The 17,647-nt window shown below is 58.5% G+C and carries 12 protein-coding genes; 7 read left to right on the forward strand and 5 right to left on the reverse strand.

What is annotated here, in order from left to right:
* Positions 1–120: 120 nt before the first annotated feature.
* Positions 121–1,704, reverse strand: a complete 1,584-nt coding sequence (locus tag V6F91_RS21500; protein WP_093104726.1) for a peptide chain release factor 3 — start codon at positions 1,702–1,704, stop codon at positions 121–123.
* Between the two features lie 357 nt (positions 1,705–2,061).
* Here V6F91_RS21500 and V6F91_RS21505 point away from each other — a divergent pair, with 357 nt between their 5' ends.
* The 5 genes from V6F91_RS21505 (at position 2,062) to V6F91_RS21525 (ending at position 7,300) form a co-directional block, all read left to right on the forward strand.
* Positions 2,062–2,751: an ABC transporter permease gene (locus V6F91_RS21505; protein WP_166554532.1), complete on the forward strand. Its 690-nt coding sequence runs from the start codon at positions 2,062–2,064 to the stop codon at positions 2,749–2,751.
* A gap of 19 nt (positions 2,752–2,770) precedes the next feature.
* Positions 2,771–3,664 (forward strand): glycine betaine ABC transporter substrate-binding protein, encoded by an 894-nt coding sequence (locus tag V6F91_RS21510; protein WP_332767962.1) that lies wholly within the window; start codon positions 2,771–2,773, stop codon positions 3,662–3,664.
* Positions 3,665–3,677: 13 nt separating this feature from the next.
* Entirely contained in the window at positions 3,678–4,331 is a 654-nt protein-coding gene (locus V6F91_RS21515) for an ABC transporter permease (protein WP_016771731.1), read from the forward strand.
* A complete protein-coding gene (locus V6F91_RS21520) occupies positions 4,328–5,485 on the forward strand; it encodes an ABC transporter ATP-binding protein (protein ID WP_332767965.1) in 1,158 nt (385 codons plus the stop codon). Before V6F91_RS21515 ends, V6F91_RS21520 begins: the two co-directional genes overlap by 4 nt.
* A 651-nt stretch (positions 5,486–6,136) precedes the next feature.
* Positions 6,137–7,300, forward strand: coding sequence for a type III PLP-dependent enzyme (locus tag V6F91_RS21525; RefSeq protein ID WP_332767967.1), 1,164 nt, complete (start codon positions 6,137–6,139; stop codon positions 7,298–7,300).
* Positions 7,301–7,354: 54 nt separating this feature from the next.
* Here the strand turns inward: V6F91_RS21525 and V6F91_RS21530 are convergent, their stop codons facing one another.
* From V6F91_RS21530 to V6F91_RS21545, 4 genes are all read right to left on the reverse strand, one after another.
* Entirely contained in the window at positions 7,355–8,248 is an 894-nt protein-coding gene (locus V6F91_RS21530) for a hypothetical protein (RefSeq protein ID WP_332767969.1), read from the reverse strand.
* 113 nt (positions 8,249–8,361) lie between these two features.
* Positions 8,362–10,632 (reverse strand): alpha-xenorhabdolysin family binary toxin subunit A, encoded by a 2,271-nt coding sequence (locus tag V6F91_RS21535; RefSeq protein ID WP_332767971.1) that lies wholly within the window; start codon positions 10,630–10,632, stop codon positions 8,362–8,364.
* Positions 10,633–10,824: 192 nt separating this feature from the next.
* On the reverse strand, positions 10,825–11,577 hold the full coding sequence (locus tag V6F91_RS21540) for a tetratricopeptide repeat protein (RefSeq protein WP_332767973.1): 753 nt from the start codon (positions 11,575–11,577) through the stop codon (positions 10,825–10,827).
* The gene (locus V6F91_RS21545; protein WP_332767975.1) at positions 11,574–12,254 is read right to left on the reverse strand and encodes a Fe2+-dependent dioxygenase; all 681 of its coding nucleotides are present in this window, start codon (positions 12,252–12,254) and stop codon (positions 11,574–11,576) included. Before V6F91_RS21545 ends, V6F91_RS21540 begins: the two co-directional genes overlap by 4 nt.
* Before the next feature lie 207 nt (positions 12,255–12,461).
* Between V6F91_RS21545 and V6F91_RS21550 the strand changes: the two genes are divergently transcribed.
* Both V6F91_RS21550 and V6F91_RS21555 read left to right on the forward strand, forming a co-directional pair.
* Positions 12,462–14,777, forward strand: a complete 2,316-nt coding sequence (locus V6F91_RS21550; RefSeq protein WP_332767977.1) for a TonB-dependent receptor — start codon at positions 12,462–12,464, stop codon at positions 14,775–14,777.
* A 236-nt stretch (positions 14,778–15,013) separates the two neighbouring features.
* On the forward strand, positions 15,014–17,542 hold the full coding sequence (locus V6F91_RS21555) for a sulfite reductase flavoprotein subunit alpha (RefSeq protein ID WP_332768116.1): 2,529 nt from the start codon (positions 15,014–15,016) through the stop codon (positions 17,540–17,542).
* Positions 17,543–17,647: the final 105 nt, after the last annotated feature.

The following is a 17,647-nucleotide window of genomic DNA, read 5'->3' on the forward strand; positions in this document are numbered from 1 at the left end:
CCAAAAAACGGATATGCCCCAAAACAACCAGAACATGGTCGGCCCAGAGGCCGCCAATACCAAAGCAAAAAAAGCCCCCAAGGTCTACACCTCAGGGGCTTCCGAACAACAACTCAAACCTTAATGATGCTCTCGCGTCGCGCGGAATTTCACATCCGGCCAACGCTCTTCCATCAACGCCAGATTCACCCGCGTCGGCGCCAGATAGGTCAGATGCCCACCGCCATCCAGTGCCAGGTTCTCCACCGCCTTGTTGGAAAACTCCTCAAGCTTCTTCTTGTCGCTGCACTCGATCCAGCGCGCCGAATACACCGTGATCGGCTCGTAAGAGCACTCAACCTTGTATTCCTCCTTCAACCGGCTCGCGACCACATCGAACTGCAGCACACCGACGGCGCCAAGAATGATGTCGTTGCTGCGCTCCGGGAAAAACACCTGCGTCGCGCCCTCTTCCGCCAACTGCTGCAGGCCCTGACGCAGCTGCTTGGATTTCAGCGGATCACGCAGACGCACACGACGGAACAGTTCCGGGGCGAAGTGCGGAATACCGGTGAAACCCAAAACTTCGCCTTCGCTGAAGGTATCGCCGATCTGGATCGTGCCGTGGTTGTGCAGACCGATGATGTCGCCAGCGTAGGCTTCTTCCAGCTGTTCACGCTCAGAGGAGAAGAACGTCAGTGCGTCGCCGATGCGCACGTCCTTGCCGGTGCGCACATGGCGCATCTTCATGCCTTTTTCGTATTTGCCGGAGCAGATACGCATGAAGGCGATGCGGTCGCGGTGTTTCGGGTCCATGTTTGCCTGGATCTTGAAGATGAAGCCCGAGAACTTCTCTTCAACCGGCTCGACAGTGCGCTCGTTGGCGACACGGGCCAGCGGACGCGGCGCCCAGTCAACAACCGCATCAAGCACGTGATCAACACCGAAGTTGCCCAGCGCGGTACCGAAGAATACCGGGGTCAGTTGACCGTCGAGGAACTCCTGCTGGTTGAATTCGTGGCAAGCGCCCTGCACCAGCTCCAGTTGCTCGATAAAACGCTCGTACTCATCGCCCAAATGCGCGCGCGCCTCGTCGGAGTCGAGCTTCTGGATGATCTTGGTTTCGGTGCGTTCGTGACCGTGGCCTGGGGTGTAAACAATGATGTAGTCATCGGCCAGGTGGTACACGCCCTTGAAGTCGCGGTAGCAGCCGATCGGCCAGGTGATCGGCGCCGCCTTGATCTTCAGAACAGCTTCGATCTCGTCGAGCAATTCGATCGGGTCGCGGATGTCGCGGTCGAGTTTGTTGATGAAGCTGACGATCGGCGTGTCACGCAGACGGCAGACGTCCATCAGCGCAATGGTCCGTGGCTCGACACCTTTACCGCCGTCGAGAACCATCAGGGCCGAATCCACCGCGGTCAGGGTGCGGTAGGTGTCTTCGGAGAAGTCTTCGTGGCCCGGTGTGTCGAGCAGGTTGATCATGTGTTCGCGATACGGGAACTGCATGACCGACGTGGTAATGGAAATACCCCGCTGCTTCTCCATCTCCATCCAGTCGGATGTCGCATGGCGATCGGATTTACGGGATTTCACCGTACCGGCCACCGCAATCGCCTTGCCCATCAACAGGAGCTTTTCGGTGATCGTGGTTTTACCGGCATCGGGGTGGGAAATAATGGCGAAAGTGCGGCGTTTCGCGACTTCGGCGGCCTGTTGGGTCATGGGAAATCGCCTGGCGGTGATTCAAAAAAGGGCCGCGATTATAGCCCAACTCAGGACAATAACCGAACCGTTGAGCACATTAAGGGTGGCCAAATGCTGCCTCAGATGGGAACCTTTTAAAGCAAGGAGACGTCCATCCCCTGTTACGAATCTTCGTCAGGGGCTGAAAAATCAGCAAGTTAGCCTGACGAGGCTGCGCTCATGGCTCGCTTTCACGCCGTTTTACCGGTGCTGGAAAACGGCTACTTTTCGCGAACGCTGACTTCGGCAGCCAGGAATGGCTTGCCACGTGGAGCAGCGCTCGCCGACTACAAAAAAAGGAGTCCGCCTGTGGCTATCCGCTATGGCAAAGGGCTGATGGGAGGTGCGGTGGTGATCGCGCTCCTGGCCCTGCTGGTCCACTGGATCGGCATCAACACGATCGAACACTACCGCGACGATTTGTTGTTTTACCTGCAAGCTCATCTGATTCTCGTCCTCGCTTCCATGCTGGCCGCCCTTGTCGTGGGCATCCCCGCCGGTATCTTCCTCAGCCGCCCGAGCATGGTCGGCCGCGCCGAACGCTTCATGCAGATCTTCAATATCGGCAACACCGTGCCGCCGCTGGCCGTGCTCGCGATTGCGCTGGGCATCCTCGGCATCGGCAGCGGCCCGGCAATCTTCGCGTTGTTCCTCGCCTCCCTGTTGCCGATCGTGCGCAACACCTACGAAGGCCTGAAAAATGTCCAGGGCTCGCTGAAAGAAGCCGCCGTCGGCATCGGCATGACGCCGCGCCAGGTGCTGTGGAAAGTCGAATTGCCCAACGCCGTGCCAATCATTGTCGGTGGTGTGCGTGTCGCACTGGCAATCAACGTCGGCACCGCGCCGCTGGCTTTCCTGATCGGCGCCAACAGCCTCGGCAGCCTGATCTTCCCCGGCATCGCCCTGAACAATCAGCCGCAACTGCTGCTCGGCGCCGCGTGCACCGCGCTGTTGGCGCTGCTGCTCGATGGCGTGGTCACCCTTGCCAGCCGCCTCTGGCTGGAACGCGGTTTGCGCCCGTCTTAAGGCTTTGCAAGGAATATTTATGAAACGACTCAGCTTGATCCTAGGCTGCTTCCTGCTGCTTGCAGGAATCGCACAAGCCGCTGAAAAACCGGTGATTCGCCTCGGCGCCCGGGTCTTCACCGAGCAGACCCTGCTCGCCGAAATCACCGCGCAGTACCTGCGCAGCAAAGGCTACGACGCGCAGATCACCGGCGGTCTGGGCAGCAACCTCGCCCGCAGTGCCCACGAAAGCGGGCAGCTGGACCTGCTCTGGGAATACACCGGCGTGTCGCTGGTGGCCTACAACCATGTCACCGAAAAACTCGACAGCGCGCAGTCCTACGCCCGGGTCAAAGAACTCGATGCGAAAAAAGGCCTGATCTGGCTGACGCCGTCGAAGTTCAGCAATACCTACGCCCTCGCCCTGCCGAAAAAAATCGCTGAGCAATATCCGCAGATCGGCAACATCAGCCAGCTCAACGACGCGCTGCGCGCCGAAGCAAAGAGCAATCATCTGGTGGCGCTGGACACCGAGTTCGCCAACCGTTCCGACGGCCTCGATGGCATGGTCAAGCTCTACGACATGAACCTGACCCGCAAGAACATCCGCCAGATGGACGCCGGCCTGGTTTATACCGCGCTGCGCAACGGCCAGGTATTTGCCGGTCTGGTCTACACCACCGACGGCCGCCTCAATGCCTTCGGCCTGAAGTTGCTGGCAGACGACAAGCATTACTTCCCGGACTACACCGCCGCGCCCGTAGTGCGTCAGGCCACGCTGGATGCCAATCCGAAACTGGCCGAACAACTCAAGCCGCTGGCCGAACTGTTCGACGACGAAACCATGCGCCAACTCAACGCGCGGGTCGACGTCGACCATGAAAGCCCATCGTCCGTTGCCGCCGATTTCCTGCGCCTGCACCCACTGAATTAAGAGAGGAGAAGTCATGGAATTTCTGAACGCCTTTTCCCATCTCGACTGGCAACAGGTGATGCACCTGACCTGGCAGCACATCACCCTGGTCGGCATCGCCGTGACCCTGGCGATCGTGATCGGCGTGCCGCTGGGCATTTTGATGACGCGCTTTCCGGCCCTCGCCGGCCCGCTGCAGGCCAGCGCCACGGTGCTGCTGACCGTGCCGTCGATTGCCCTGTTCGGCCTGTTGCTGCCGTTCTATTCCAAGTTCGGCCAAGGCCTCGGCCCGCTGCCGGCGATCACCGCAGTGTTCCTGTACTCACTGCTGCCGATCATGCGCAACACCTACCTCGCCCTTACTGGCGTCGAGCCGGGTATTCGCGAAGCTGCGCGCGGCATCGGCATGACCTTCGGCCAGCGCCTGCGCATGGTCGAATTGCCGATTGCCGTGCCAGTGATCCTCGCCGGCGTGCGCACCGCCGTGGTGATGAACATCGGCGTGATGACTATCGCCGCGACCATCGGCGCCGGCGGCCTCGGTGTGTTGATCCTCGCCTCCATCAGCCGCAGCGACATGTCGATGCTGATTGTTGGCGCGCTGCTGGTCAGTCTTCTGGCGATTTTCGCCGACCTCGTTTTGCAGTGGCTGCAACGCTCGCTGACTCCAAAAGGACTCCTCAAATGATCGAACTTCAAAACCTCAGCAAAACTTTCCAAAGCAACGGCAAAGACGTCAAAGCCGTGGACTCGGTGAGCCTGACCGTCAATGAAGGCGAGATCTGCGTGTTCCTCGGGCCATCGGGTTGCGGCAAAAGCACCACGCTGAAGATGATCAACCGCCTGACCAAACCGACCTCGGGCAAAATCCTGATCAACGGCGAAGACACCACCGACCTCGACGAAGTGACCCTGCGCCGCAACATCGGCTACGTGATCCAGCAGATCGGTCTGTTCCCCAATATGACCATCGAAGAGAACATTGTTGTGGTACCCAAGCTGCTCGGCTGGGACAAACAGAAATGCCACGACCGTGCCCGCGAACTGATGAGCATGATCAAGCTCGAGCCCAAGCAGTATCTGCATCGCTATCCGCGTGAATTGTCCGGTGGTCAGCAGCAGCGTATCGGTGTGATCCGCGCGTTGGCCGCCGATGCCCCGCTGTTGCTGATGGACGAACCATTCGGTGCGGTCGACCCGATCAACCGCGAGATGATCCAGAACGAGTTTTTCGAGATGCAGCGCGCGCTGAACAAGACCGTGATCATGGTCAGCCATGACATCGACGAAGCGATCAAACTGGGCGACAAGATCGCAATCTTCCGCGCCGGCAAGCTCCTGCAAATCGATCACCCGGACACCCTGCTCGCGCACCCGGCGGATGATTTCGTCAGCAACTTCGTCGGACAGGACAGCACGCTCAAGCGCCTGTTGTTGGTGAAAGCCGAAGACGCGGCGGACAACGCCCCCTCGGTGAGCCCGGAAACGCCAGTGGCCGACGCGCTGGAATTGATGGACGAACACGACCGTCGCTACGTCGTCGTCACTTGCGCCGAGAACAAGGCGCTGGGCTATGTACGCCGTCGCGACCTGCATCGCCAGACCGGCACCTGCGCGCAATTTTTGCGTGAGTTCAACGCCACCGCGGCATACGACGAGCACCTGCGCATCCTGTTGTCGCGCATGTACGAGTTCAACCGCGCCTGGCTGCCGGTGATGGATGCCGAGCGGGTATTCCTTGGCGAGGTTACGCAGGAGTCGATTGCGGCGTACCTGAGTTCGGGCCGTTCGCGCGGGATGAAGACCAACATCGTCTCGCCGGCTGAGACCGTAGTCGCCTGATGAATCGGTAAATACACAAAACCCTGTGGGAGCGAGCTTGCTCGCGAAAGCGCAAGATCAGTCAACAACGATGTCGACTGTGAAAAAGCCTTCGCGAGCAAGCTCGCTCCCACAGGATCCGGGTGATTTTTTTCTTCATTCGTCATGCGGAAATTAATCTCAACACTGCATAACCGCGCAGCCTGTCTAAAACGACCTGCGAAACAGCCAAAATCCACCTCACCCCCTCCTCTCGCCGCCAACGTCGCCGATGTTGCCGCTATCACACTTACCCACGACTTCGCCGACATAATCCGCGAACGTGCAGGTATGTTTAACACTCGAAAAATCGCCGGGAACATCTTTCCGTCATCTCGGTCGGCTACAAGGAGTGATGAACGCGTCGCACGTCAGAAGCGTGCAAAAACGCGACATTTTTAGTTGATCTCAACCCCCTCACGCCCTAAAGTTCGCGCCGAACGTCCATGCTGGAAACGATCCATCCGGCTCAAGTACTGACGACGAGACAGCAAGGCCAAGGGATAGCTGCACATCCCTGGGCCTTTTTGCTTTCGGCGACATGCCTTGGGAAGTAGGCGAACCAAAGTGGGGATACGGAGGACGTTCATGCACCCATTGTTTAATGAAGTTTGCCGATAGGAGCTCTCCAGCATGTCGATCAAGGTCGAAGATTATTTCGCGCGCGCCACTTTTGACAAAATGAAGGCGTTCGCCGACAAACAGGAAACCCCGTTCGTGGTGATCGACACCGCGATGATCGCCCAGGCCTACGATGACCTGCGCGCCGGTTTCGAATTCGCCAAGGTCTACTACGCGGTCAAGGCCAACCCGGCGGTCGAGATCATCGACCTGCTCAAAGACAAAGGTTCGAGCTTCGACATCGCTTCGATCTACGAACTGGACAAGGTGATGGACCGCGGCGTCAGCGCCGACCGTATCAGCTACGGCAACACCATCAAAAAGTCCAGGGACATCCGCTATTTCTACGAGAAGGGCGTGCGCCTGTTCTCCACCGACTCCGAAGCCGACCTGCGCAACATCGCCAAGGCCGCGCCGGGCTCGAAAGTCTATGTGCGCATTCTCACCGAAGGCTCGACCACCGCTGACTGGCCGTTGTCGCGTAAATTCGGCTGCCAGACCGACATGGCCATGGACCTGCTGATCCTCGCCCGTGACCTCGGCCTGGTGCCTTACGGCATCTCGTTCCACGTCGGTTCGCAACAGCGCGACATCAGCGTCTGGGACGCGGCGATCGCCAAGGTCAAAGTGATCTTCGAGCGTCTGAAAGAAGAAGACGGCATCCACCTCAAGCTGATCAACATGGGCGGCGGCTTCCCGGCCAACTACATCACCCGCACCAACAGCCTGGAAACCTACGCTGAAGAAATCATCCGCTTCCTTAAAGAAGACTTCGGTGATGACCTGCCGGAAATCATTCTGGAACCAGGCCGTTCGTTGATCGCCAACGCCGGCATTCTGGTCAGCGAAGTGGTGCTGGTTGCGCGCAAATCCCGCACTGCGGTCGAGCGCTGGGTGTACACCGATGTGGGCAAGTTCTCCGGCCTGATCGAAACCATGGACGAAGCCATCAAGTTCCCGATCTGGACCGAGAAGAAAGGCGAGATGGAAGAAGTTGTGATCGCCGGCCCGACCTGTGACAGCGCAGACATCATGTACGAGAACTACAAGTACGGCCTGCCGCTGAACCTGGCGATTGGTGATCGTCTGTACTGGTTGTCGACCGGTGCTTACACCACCAGTTACAGCGCGGTTGAGTTCAATGGGTTTCCGCCGTTGAAGTCGTTCTACGTGTAAGCACCTTCCCGGTAACGTGAAAAGCCCATGACATGTCATGGGCTTTTTTATGCTTTACAGCCGGGTCATTTTGACCAGTTGGTCCGACATGCTTTGCACATCGTTCAACGGCCCCTTGAGCATCGGCAGCGTAGATCTCGCCCGCGCCATCGTCATCGTCGGGTAATGGCTTCTAAGCATCTGTTTCGCTTCATCCAGCATCCAGGTCATCCGAAAGCAGAAATCGCTGAGGTTGTTCGCCGCACTGGCGGCGCGTCGGCGCAGACTGAACAGAAAGTCGACATGCTCTTTGGACAGCGCGATTCGCTCCTCCTGCGAATACGGTCGGCCCGGCACATAAGTTGTACCGGGCAATCCTATTTTACCCAGGCCGTAATAGACTTCGATCTTGGCAACGGGTTCATCGCAGGCACATATCGGCATCGTCAAACACTCGATGAAACGCACGAAGATACTGTGGATCGATTCAGCCAGGCCGGTCACCAGGTTTTTGAAATTCAACACCGTGCCCCGATATTGCTCCAGTCGTCGATCTATTTCTCGCAGCACATCGATGATGCTTCCGGCAGGTGCATTGCCCCAGCCAGGCGACCGTACCAATGAAAATTGCCGTGGATCGATAGAGACAATCGCCTCTCGACGATTGTCGGCATTTGAAACAATGACCTGAAACTCTTCGAGAAAGCCAAATACGTCACGTAACAACCGCACGGAATTGCTGCCAAGCAACGGTGTTGCTACCTGTATCGCCAGCCAACACGCTTCATTGGCTTGTGCCGCCTGCCTCAGGCTTTGAATATTCGGTGGGGACAGCATGGTGTGCCCTTGTCGTTCAAAACTTTTACTAAAATCTGTCATTTCCTGCAAAGCCGGGGGTAGATCCTGCAGAAACTTCACGTACTGCTTCAATGCAGCGAAGTTCTTATCTGCCAGTAGATATTCAAGCATCAGCCTCTCCTTGGTCTGATCAAAAGTTGATTGCCGATGGACCCGAGTCCACCGGCAATTACGCTTCTGACTTTGATTTCACTCACAAACGCATAGCGTTCCTGCGGGAAGAATCAGCGCCGCGGTACTGACAGCGGACCAAGGAAAGCGATGAACAGCGGCGCGTGCTGTTTCAACGCAGCACTGAGTGCATCATCGTCCAACCGCTCGACATCAAGCGCATAGCGTATCTGCTCAAAAGCATTCACGACGGGACGGAAGCTGGCAGCATATTCGGCGCGACAGTTTTCCATGGTATGAATGGCCTTCAGGTAATTGACCTTGCCGTGCGAATCACGGACACCCGCGCTCTCGCGGTCAATGTCAGCCTGCACGCCATCGATTTTCAGCTTCAGCTTTGCGCTTTCGCGGACCATGTCCAGAAAGCGCACAGACTCACCAATGCCAATGAGGGTTCGCTTCAGTTGGTCGATGGCCGCCATCACCAGTTTGATTTCCGGCGGAGCCAGACCCAACTCGGTAATCTTGGCGATGGTCAGTTCAACATCCTTGCCGAGTTTCTCGATGCCACTTTTTTCCAGAAGAGTGACCCCGTCATTGATGATCTCGCGTTCAGCCGCAAGCTCTACCAGTTTGCCCTCCAGTTGGGCAATTTCAGCATTGGCCAAAAGCGCGTCGCGCTGGAAATCGGCGATGTAAGCCTGCGTCAGGCGCACATCAAACCGTGCATCAATGTTGCTTAAGGCGTTACCCACCAGAGATGCCTGCCTGGTCATGGCAGAGGAAATCGAACGCAAAATTTCCTTGCGCTCATTATCGATCTCTTCAATGACCTCAGGATCAGTTTCGTTCAACCGGTCCTTCTCGTTGCGGGCGAGACGTCGCTGGCTGGTTTGCAGATCATTCACACCCGACTGTGCCGAATCCTGCAATTGGCTTTCGCATTGTCCCATGCCAATCACGATTCGCTTGAAGCGGTCGAACAGATCGGGCAGGTAACCCAGTTGGGTTTTCAAGACCTCTGCCTGAGTGCGAGCTTCGCGCACTTGGTCAATAGCGGATGTCAGGGTGGCAACGTCCACAGGCGGATAGCTCAAGCTCACCGTTGCGTTGAGCCTGAACGCACGCGAGGTTCGCGTGCTCGACGAATAGTTGCGCTCGTATTCTTCATCAGCCTCTTTGAAGACTTGGATAAGCTTGTCCGAGTCGGTCTCGATGGCTTTCCACGGCAGCACGACTTCTTCGAAATCGGCACCAAAGATCCGCAGGCTCAAGGCGTCGTTGATGCGATCCATCGCAGCTACCGAATTGGAGATGTGCAGGTAGAGGCTTCTCCAGACATGCATCAGGTTCTGTGTGGCAATGTCGGCATCAATCGCCACGATCATCAGACTTTGCAGGTCATGTTTGACGCGGGCAAGGGAACCAAGTGTCTGGTTCATGTTCGCCAGCACCTGGATATCCCGCTCCTGTTCGGCATACAACTCGTTGCGTGCAGCACGAATATTTTCGGCCTCTACCCCCATGTAGATAGCCATGGCCAGGCCCACGATGTTCATCCCGGCTGCAGCCTTCAATGCCTCCTGAACCGCCGCCTTGTATTCAGTGTTTTTTATATCAATTTCTTTAGCACGATTATCAATATTGTTTTTCAATACTTTGATCTCCGCTGCCAACGCACTACTATCAATCAGCCCGACCCGAAGTTTGATGTTGGGCAGAACATGCTCACGCAGATCATAACCAAACAGATCCAGATCCTTTTTGATGTCCTGCACATCGCTCAGGTTTTTATTGATCCTCTCGAATATTCGTTGCAGGTAATAGCCCAGCGTCGCGACCGTATCAGGGTCAATTGCAATATCCGGAAACTTGTCACCCAGTTCGATTTCCAGCGCTTTAAGCTGAGCGAGCGTTTTAATCTTGTTTGCCTTGAGGAACGCGACTGAATCATCATCGTTCAAGACTTCCTGAATCGCCTTGCCATAATTGAGCATGCTGCTGGCAAAGCTCTTCAGCCCTTGCCCGGTCATCATGATGCGTTCACGCAACGGCGACCAACGTCTTGCGTGGTTGCGGGTGCTGAGGAAGGTCGAAAGGAAATCTGTCGGATTCAAACCAGGGCCACCGTTCTGCCCGGCGCCAAAACGCAGATAATCTTCGACATCCTTCAGGGTATGGGGAAGCGCCAGACCGGCTGCTTCATATTTACGCAGATCAATGATCTGTTTTTTGGTGAGGAGAAGTCCCCGGTCACGCACGACATCACTCCCCTCTGAAACCGACGCATGGCTGAGTAACTTCGGCGCCGCCGACGCCATCTGCATAACCTGCTCAGAGGAGGCATTATTCAGGGCATCGCCCCATAAATTGGAAGAAGACATGATCATTCCTTTAATCAGTTTTAAGTTAAGTTTAATCAACAAGAAAGTTAAAGCAGACAAGCCTTGAACTCTCCAATCAAACTTAAACACAAAAGCTAAACTTAAAGAAGTGCGTCACACCCTCAATTCATTTACAAACAATACCAACAATCAGACACACAACTCGAAAGTCTTTAGCAGCTTTTTATTTAACTAGACGGCCATGCGTTCTGCACGTTCTTTGTATTCTAGAGCCAATGTTTGAATAGCTGGGTGTAATGCGCTTTCCAGGGTCTGGGCAGCTATATGGAGAAACACCGCATGCCCCGCGTACATCGCCTGGCGGTACCATTCCAATGCTTCTCTAATTTGTGAGCGCTCAGCCAGGACACTGGCATAACTGAACTGGCCACGGAAGTCGCCGCTCTGCGCCGAGCGGCGATACCAATCGAAGGCTGCGACCGGGTCCGCGCGACAATGGCGTCCCTCTTCAAGATACCGACCGAGCAGGTTCATCGACTTGGCGTGCCCCGACTCAGCGGCCTGACGATAAAGCGCCAAAGCTTGCGGCTGGTCCACAGCCAGGCCGCGCCCGGTCGCCAGCAGATTGGCAAGGTTGTACATCGCCCAATCCAGCCCGGCCTCAGCGGCGATCCGATAATGCTGCGCCGCCACCGACGCATCAGCTATACACCCCCAACCATGCTCATGACACCGCCCGAGCATGTTACGCGCCATCAGGTGCCCGCGCCCGGCGGCGATGCCGAACCAGCGCAGTGCCAGCGGTCGATCCTGGGCGATGCCTCGGCCATCGAGCAAAATCTGCCCGAGCAACGCCTGCGCTTCAACTTCCCCCTCACCCGCCGCCAGCAGAATCGCCTGTGCAGCACGGCTCGGGCTTTCTTCAAGCATCGCTGCCAGATCAGCAACGTCGAGCACTTCCTCGCGGCGCAGCTGGAAGCTCATACCTCGACCCAGCGACGCAGCAGGTTGTGATACGTGCCGGTGAGGCGGATCAGCGAAGGATGGTCGGGAACATCATGCGTCAGTTGCTGAATCGCGCCGTCCATCTCGAACAGCAATGCGCGTTGGCTGTCTTCGCGCACCAGGCTTTGCGTCCAGAAGAACGCAGCGTAACGCGCGCCGCGAGTAACCGCGTTGACCTTGTGCAGACTGGTGCCCGGATACAACACCATGTCGCCGGCCGGCAATTTCACCCGTTGCGTGCCGTAGGTGTCCTGAATCTCCAGCTCGCCGCCGTCGTAATCGTCCGGCTCGCTGAAAAACAGCGTGGCCGACAGATCGGTGCGCACGCGCTCGATGCTGCCCTTGGGCTGGCGCACGGCGTTGTCGATGTGGAAGTCGAAGCTGCCGCCCGCCGTGTAACAGTTCACTAACGGAGGGAAGACCTTGTGCGGCAGCGCGGCCGACATGAACAGCGGGGTTTTCCACAGCCGTTCGAGCATCGCCGCGCCGATTTCCTTGGCCAGCGGGTGGCCTTCGGGCAGTTGCAGGTTGTGCTTGGCCTTGGCCGATTGAAAGCCTGCGGTGATCTTGCCATCGGCCCAGTCGGCCTGCTCCAACGCCTGGCGAATGCGCTGCACCTCTTCTTTGGCGAACAGACCGGGAATGTGCAGCAGCATGGCGATGTCACCTGATGGCAAAGAGGCGGCAATGGTATTGATTCTTATTGCCCATGTAAAACGTGACAGACGAATGAACTGGCAAAATCCGTAAGGTTAAATTGTAAAGAATGTAAATTTGTCGCGAATAGTAATTTTTCGCAATTGATACAAATACCTGTTTACCCTATATTCCGCCGCCTCAAATCCTTGGGGAGGGGAATAAAAATGGCACGTCAACACGCACAATTACCGGTCAGTTCACCACGTCTGCTTGCCTCTGCAATCGGTGTGGCAATCACCGCCGGCTCCGCAGGCCAGATGGTGTTCGCCGCCGAAAAGACCGAGAGCAAAGCCTCCGGTAATGCCATCGCCCTGGACGCTACCGCCATCACTGGCGAAGCCCAGGACTCGACGTCCTATCAGGTCGAGAAGGCCTCCTCACCCAAGTACACCGCGCCGCTGGTCGATACGCCGCGCTCGGTCACTGTCATTCCGCAACAGGTGCTCAAAGACACCGGCGCGCTGAACATGCAGGACGCGTTGCGCACCGTGCCGGGCATCACTTTTGGCGCCGGTGAAGGTGGTAACCCGCAGGGCGACCGTCCGTTCATCCGTGGTTTCGATGCACAGGGCGACACCTACCTGGACGGCGTGCGTGACACCGGTTCGCAGAGCCGCGAGATATTCGCTGTCGAGAACATCGAAGTCAGCAAGGGCCCAAACTCCGCGATCGGCGGTCGTGGCGCGGCGGGCGGCAGCATCAACCTGGTGAGCAAGAAAGCCCATCTGGGCAATTCGTTCGATGGCGGTTTCACCTACGGCTCCGACCAGACCCAGCGCTACACCCTCGACGGCAACTATCAGTTCAGCGACAGCGCTGCCGGCCGTTTGAACCTGATGAGCCACGAGAGCAACGTCGCCGGTCGTGACAAGGTCGATTACGACCGTTGGGGCATCGCGCCGTCGCTGGCGTTTGGCCTGGGCACCGACACCCGCGTCAACCTCGATTACTACCATCTGGAAAGCAACGACACGCCGGATTCGGGCATCCCGTACACCATTCCAGCCGGTGGTTCGGCCGCGCGCACCAAGTCCAATCCGGACAAGCCGTACGCCGGTGGCGATCACGACAATTTCTATGGTCTGGACCGCGACTTCCGCAAGGGCCGCACCGACACCGCGACCTTCGCCATCGAGCATGACCTGAACGACGCGCTGACCATCAAGAACACCCTGCGCCACGGCACCAGCATGCAGGATTACATCCTGACCCAGCCGGACGACAGCAAGGGCAACGTCAACAATGGCAGCGTCTGGCGTCGAGCGAATACGCGAGTGAGCAACACCGAAACCACCACCAACCAGACCGACCTGTTCGGCACCTTCTACGTGGCCGGTTTCAAGAACAGTTTCTCCACCGGGGTCGAATACACCCGTGAGCAGAGCGAGAAATCCTCGTACAACGTCAACACCGACACCACGCCGCGCACCAGCGCCGTAACCACCAACTGCAACCCGGGGCTGATCGGCGCCGCCAGCGGTTACAACTGCACCTCGCTGTCGAATCCGAATCCGAACGATCCGTGGAACGGCGCGATCTCGCGCAACTACGCCGGCACCGACACCCAGGCCGACACTTACGCGCTGTACGTGTTCGACACCCTGGAGCTGTCCGAGCAGTGGTTGGTCAACATGGGCCTGCGTTACGACCACTTCGACACCGATTACAAGACCTACAACGCAGCCGGTCGCACCACCTCCAAGGGCGATGACACCAGCGAGTTCGTCACCGGCCAGTTCGGCGTGGTCTACAAGCCGGCGGAAAACGGCAGCATTTACGCGTCCTACGCCACCTCGGCCACCCCGCCGGGCAACACCCTGGGCGAAGGCCAGGAAGGCAACCCGCTGGGCGGCACGCCGGATCGCAGCGGCAACCTGCTGAGCAGCGACATGGAGCCGGAAACCACCAAGAACTACGAGATCGGCACCAAGTGGGATCTGCTCAACGATCGCCTGTCGCTGACCGCTGACATCTTCCGCACCGAGAAAGAAAACGCCCGCGTGCAAGTCGATACCAGCTCGTACGAAAACGCCGGCAAGACCCGCGTACAAGGTTTCGAGCTGTCGGCCAGCGGCAAGCTCACCGACAAGTGGCAGGTGTTTGCCGGTTACGCCTTCATGGACAGCGAACAGGTTGACGGCGGCCCGCTGGGCCGCGCCAACGACGGCAACGACTTGCCGAACACGCCGAAAAACAGCGCCAGCCTGTGGACCACTTACCAGGTCACGCCGAAGCTGACGATCGGCGGTGGCGCGTTCTATGTCGACGACGTCTACGGCAGTGTTGCCAACACCACGATGGTCGATTCCTATGTACGTTACGACGCGATGGCCGCCTACAAGCTGACCAAGAACGTCGACCTGCAACTCAACGTGCAGAACCTGACCGACGAAACCTATTACGACAAAGCTTTCTCGACCCACTTCGCCAATCAGGCGGCGGGCCGTACGGCGCTGTTGAGCACCAACTTCCACTTCTGACCGATGTGAAAACCTGTGGGAGCGAGCTTGCTCGCGAAAGCGGTGGCTCAGTGAAGTCGATGCTGACTGACACGACGCCTTCGCGAGCAAGCTCGCTCCCACATGAGATCTGCGAAACGGATCAGGCCCCGTTCATTCAATTGAACGGGGCTTTTGCGTGTTACGAAAAACGCTTCACGACAACCCACGGCATAATGCGCGCCGTGATGACAACTTTCGAACGGACGGCGAGTGACGTGTTGAAGAAAACCCTGTTCCAGTTGCACTGGTTTTTTGGCATCACCGCGGGGCTGGTGCTGGCCTTGATGGGCATCACCGGGGCGGCCTATTCGTTTCAGGACGAAATCCTGCGGGCGCTGAATCCATCCGTCCTGCAAGTGGAAAAACAGGTCGCCGGGGTGCTGCCGCCGGTCGAACTGGTGGAGCGCATCGAAGGCGCATCCGGCAAGAAAGTCGCCATGCTTTGGGTCGAAACCGACAGTGGCAACGCGGCACGGGTGTACTTCACACCGCCCAAAGGCGAGCGTCGCGGCGAGATGCGCTACTTCGATCCCTACAACGCCGAGTTCAAGGGTGATGCCGTCGGCCAGGATTTCTTCGGCCTGATGCTGCAACTGCACCGCTTCCTCGCGATGGGCGATACCGGGCGCAACATCACCGGCGCCTGCACCTTGATGCTGCTGTTTTTCTGCCTGTCCGGTTTGTACCTGCGCTGGCCGCGGCAGTGGAACAGCTGGCGCGTGTGGCTGACCCTGGACTGGAAGAAAAAAGGTCGGGCGTTCAACTGGGACCTGCATTCGGTGGCCGGCACATGGTGTTTGTTGGTGTACCTGCTGCTGGCGCTGACCGGGTTGTCGTGGTCCTACGAGTGGTACAACAAAGGCCTGACCCGCCTGCTTTCCGACGCCCCGCAAAACGAGCGCGTGCGCGGCGGTCGTGGTCCGGCGCCCGAAGGCCCGGCGCCGACCGCCGACTACGCGGCGATGTGGAGCAGCATCTACAGCGCCGCCGGCCCAGGCCTGTCCGCCTACAACATTCGCATGCCGCCCGTGGCCGGCCAACCGGCGACGGTGTTCTATCTGCTCGACAGCTCGCCGCATGATCGTGCGCTGAACCAGATCACCCTCGACCCGGCCACCGGGCAGGTCAAACGCGTCGACCGCTACGCCGACAAAAGCTTCAAGGCACAACTGCTGACCAGCATTTATGCGCTGCACGTCGGCAGCTATTTCGGCCTCGTCGGGCGCATCATCGTGACCGTTGCGGCGGTGTGCATGCCGCTGTTTTTCATTACCGGCTGGCTGCTGTACCTCGACCGTCGACGCAAGAAAAAACAGATCAAGGATGCACGCAAAGGGCTAGAGCAACCGGCCGGCGACGCCTCGGCGTGGCTGGTCGGTTTCGCCAGCCAGAGCGGTTTTGCCGAACAACTGGCCTGGCAGACCGCCGGGCAATTGCAAGCTGCCGGACTGCCGGTCAACGTGCAGCCGCTGGCCAATGTCAGTGAGCAGGATCTGCGCGCCTCGAGCAATGCCCTGTTCGTCGTCAGTACTTTCGGCGACGGCGAAGCGCCGGACAGCGCGCGCGGTTTCGAGCGCAAGGTGCTGAGTCAGGCCGCGACCCTCGACAGTCTGAACTACGCGGTGCTGGGCCTCGGCGACCGCCAGTACGCACACTTCTGCGGCTTTGCCAAACGCCTGCATCAGTGGCTGGGCGAGCACGGCGGCAAGACCTTGTTCGCGCCCGTCGAAGTCGACAGCGGTGACCCGTATGCGCTGCGCCACTGGCAGACACAACTGGGCCAACTCACCGGGCAGGCACCGACCGACACCTGGCAAGCACCGAGCTACGCCAACTGGACGCTGGTCAAGCGTGAACTGATGAACCCCGACAGCAGCGGCGCGCCGGTCTATCTACTCGGCCTCAAAGCCCCCGACACCAGCAGCTGGCTGGCCGGTGATCTGGTCGAAGTGCTGCCGCGCAATTGCCCGTGGGCGATTGAACATTTCCTCGACGGCCTCGGCATTCGTGGCGAGACCACCGTGAAGATCAACGGCCTCAGCGAGCCGTTGGAAGTGGCACTGGCCTCGCGCCAATTGCCGGAACACCGCGCGCATCTGGTCGGCCTGCATGCGCAATCACTGGTCGACGCCATGGTGCCGCTGGCCATGCGCGAATACTCGATCGCCTCGATCGCCGCCGACGGCGTGCTGGAACTGATCGTGCGTCAGGAACAGCATACCGACGGCACTCTCGGCATCGGCTCCGGCTGGCTGACCGAACACGCGCCAGTGGGCGGCAGCATCAGCCTGCGCGTGCGCCGCAACAGTGGTTTCCACTTGCCCAACGAACCCGTGCCGATGATTCTGCTGGGCAACGGCACCGGCATCGCCGGGTTGCGCAGTTTGCTCAAGGCTCGGATTGCCGACGGCCAGCAACGCCAGTGGCTGCTGTTTGGCGAGCGCAATCGCGAGCACGATTTCCTCTGCCGCGCCGAGCTGGAAGAGTGGTTGATCAACGGTGATCTGGCGCGCCTCGATCTGGCGTTTTCCCGGGATCAGGCCGAGAAGGTTTATGTGCAGGATCGCTTGCGTGAGTCGGCGCAAGAGCTGAAGCAATGGCTGGCGGAGGGTGCGGTGATTTACGTCTGCGGCAGCCTTCAGGGGATGGCCTCAGGCGTGGATCAGGCACTCATCGATATCCTCGGCAGCGCCGAAGTCGAACGCCTGATCGAACAGGGCCGCTACCGCCGCGACGTTTACTGATCCAACTCATATCCCTGTGGGAGCGAGCCTGCTCGCGAAGACGATTTACAGTCAACATCGGTGTTGGCCGTAAGTCCGCTTTCGCGAGCAAGCTCGCTCCCACAG

It is taken from the genome of Pseudomonas koreensis (assembly GCF_036668835.1).
GTDB lineage: Bacteria > Pseudomonadota > Gammaproteobacteria > Pseudomonadales > Pseudomonadaceae > Aquipseudomonas > Aquipseudomonas koreensis_I.

Coding starts and splice junctions, on each gene's coding strand:
- V6F91_RS21530 (WP_332767969.1), bottom strand. CDS start 8,248: ATGCTTGAATATCTACTGGCAGATAAGAACTTCGCTGCATTGAAGCAG.
- V6F91_RS21550 (WP_332767977.1), top strand. CDS start 12,462: ATGGCACGTCAACACGCACAATTACCGGTCAGTTCACCACGTCTGCTT.
- V6F91_RS21525 (WP_332767967.1), top strand. CDS start 6,137: ATGTCGATCAAGGTCGAAGATTATTTCGCGCGCGCCACTTTTGACAAA.
- V6F91_RS21510 (WP_332767962.1), top strand. CDS start 2,771: ATGAAACGACTCAGCTTGATCCTAGGCTGCTTCCTGCTGCTTGCAGGA.
- V6F91_RS21500 (WP_093104726.1), bottom strand. CDS start 1,704: ATGACCCAACAGGCCGCCGAAGTCGCGAAACGCCGCACTTTCGCCATT.
- V6F91_RS21535 (WP_332767971.1), bottom strand. CDS start 10,632: ATGTCTTCTTCCAATTTATGGGGCGATGCCCTGAATAATGCCTCCTCT.
- V6F91_RS21515 (WP_016771731.1), top strand. CDS start 3,678: ATGGAATTTCTGAACGCCTTTTCCCATCTCGACTGGCAACAGGTGATG.
- V6F91_RS21540 (WP_332767973.1), bottom strand. CDS start 11,577: ATGAGCTTCCAGCTGCGCCGCGAGGAAGTGCTCGACGTTGCTGATCTG.
- V6F91_RS21545 (WP_332767975.1), bottom strand. CDS start 12,254: ATGCTGCTGCACATTCCCGGTCTGTTCGCCAAAGAAGAGGTGCAGCGC.
- V6F91_RS21505 (WP_166554532.1), top strand. CDS start 2,062: ATGGGAGGTGCGGTGGTGATCGCGCTCCTGGCCCTGCTGGTCCACTGG.
- V6F91_RS21520 (WP_332767965.1), top strand. CDS start 4,328: ATGATCGAACTTCAAAACCTCAGCAAAACTTTCCAAAGCAACGGCAAA.